We start from the raw sequence: 2134 nt of genomic DNA, 5'->3' as shown, positions 1-2134 counted from the left end.
AATCAAGTATAATATGTTATGATGAAAGCATCATTATGGCCTGCGGGTAAAAAAAATAGTTTTTGCATCAACAATGGTCACGTAAATGTCGAACTATGAGAGCGGGACTGACGGTATATATAGTGGACGACCACCGGCTGTTCAGGGAAGCCCTTGTTAAACTGGTATCCACGTTTCCCCGTATTGAAAATGTAAAGGAGGTATCCGGAGGTCAACAGCTTTTCCGGCTGATGCGTAAAGCTCCTGCTGATGTTATCATCCTTGATCTGGAAATGCCGACAATGGATGGCTTCAGCGTCTGTGAGAAACTGGTGAATCACTACCCGGACGTAAGGATTCTGATTGTATCCATGCACGACAGCAAAGCCCACATCTATACTGCGCTTGAAGCCGGTGCTCACGCATTTCTTTCCAAAAATTCGGATTGTGAGGAACTTGAGCAGGCTATCCATTCCATTGTCGATACGGGTATTTATCGCAACCGGAAAATGTTAGAGGCCTTGCAAAGCCGCATGCTTGACTATAAGTTGTTTTTTGCTACCGGCACAGATGTATCATTAACGGAGCGTGAAATTTCCATCATCCGCTATATCGCCAAAGGATACACTACACAACAGATTGGTGAAAAACTGACTTTGAGTGGAAATACAATCCGCAACCACAAAGTGCGGATTATGCGAAAGTTGGGCGTAAAGAATAGCCTGGAAGCAGTAAAATATGCAATAGAGAACGGACTGTTAGTCTCCTAGCAGGAGACATCACTTATCGGGGTAAAAGCCTGATGGTATGACAAGTACAAGTCTTTTATTCCCGCAGGTATACTCTGTCTAATACGGGAATGATCACATGAGTTATTTAAGCTTCTTTACTTCCGAATGGAACTTGATTAAGAGAGGCAGATTTTCATAAACATGTAAGATTATTTCTAAAAAGCGATAATTCAACGGTATGGCTAGGCAATAGTTGTCGGTAAACGAACTAAAAATGCATTTGACAGGTACAAAAGTACTAATGCCATCGTGTTGTATTATTGGACTAAAACTTACAAAGTATAGCAGAGTTGCTCGGTATATATTTGAACCTTACTTCAATTAGACACAAAGTATAGTGGGTATACATGGCAGTGTAGTGTAATGAAATCAGTAACAATTATTGCGGTACTATTTGTACTTATATACCTACCCATTTGACGTGATCTTATTATGAAATGAATAATTAGCTATATGAATAAACTTTTACTTACTCTTATTTTTTTCAGTTCGCTACACTTCTACAGTCTGGGGCAGATCAAGAAGTACCCCGTAGCCTTTCCGACACCCAATGTCGCTTCATTTGGTCGTATTGAAGACCCGGAAGTTGATCTCTGTCGTGGCACCCCGAATATATCCATTCCTCTATTTAATTTAACGGGGCAGCAACTTTCTACTGATATAGCATTGAATTATGATGCGAGCGGAGTACGACCAGAGAACCATCCCGGCGTTGTTGGTCAGAATTTTCAAATGATCGTTAGCGGGGCCATCTCGCGTTCGGTACAGGGCTACCCGGATGAATTGGATAATAAGATTTGTGCCCGAATGGGCTTTTACTATACAGGCAGCGCTTTAAAGACCGAGGATTGGGCATCATTAGACAACATTAAAAAATACACCAAGCTATCATTGACCGATTTGTTCGCCGTGGTATGGGAAGGTGGAGCACCATGTAATCCGAGAATACCTAACCAAATAGACACAGAGCCAGATATTTTTGTATTCAATATAGGTAACAATATCAGCGGCAAGTTCTTTTTTGATGAAAACCAACAAATAAAAGTTCAATGTAGTAGGAAGGTACAAGTAATTTTTGACCCTGCCGATTTTATTGATAATCATTTAAAATCCTTTACCACTGTCAATACCGCAGCGCCTCTTTACTCAAAAACTTTCGGACGGTTTACAATCATAGATGAAAATGGAACAAAATATACATTTGGTAACAATGCCATAGAGTATAGTGACGTGCCGGGCGCGCTAATGTTTCGACAGGGCTCGGATTGTGAAAAGCCAGTTAGTCAACTCACTAAAAATAGAGGATTCTTCTGTTATGCAACAACATGGTATCTGGAAAGTGTATCAACCAGCGATGATACAGA

The 2134-nt window shown here is 40.8% G+C and carries 2 protein-coding genes; both read left to right on the top strand.

Annotated elements, in window-relative coordinates; genetic code table 11:
* Nucleotides 1-95 precede the first annotated feature (95 nt).
* On the top strand, nt 96-749 hold the full coding sequence (locus V7Q33_RS23370; RefSeq protein WP_333821500.1) for a response regulator transcription factor: 654 nt from the start codon (nt 96-98) through the stop codon (nt 747-749).
* Nucleotides 750-1223: 474 nt separating this feature from the next.
* Nucleotides 1224-2134, top strand: a 911-nt coding sequence (locus tag V7Q33_RS23365; protein ID WP_333821499.1) for a hypothetical protein, incomplete at its 3' end; no start/stop codon positions are given.

The sequence above is a fragment of the Ohtaekwangia sp. genome (assembly GCF_036786105.1).
Lineage (GTDB): Bacteria > Bacteroidota > Bacteroidia > Cytophagales > Cyclobacteriaceae > Ohtaekwangia.
The sequence above is the reverse complement of the archived record's forward strand: the minus strand, read 5'-3'. Positions and strand labels throughout refer to the sequence as shown.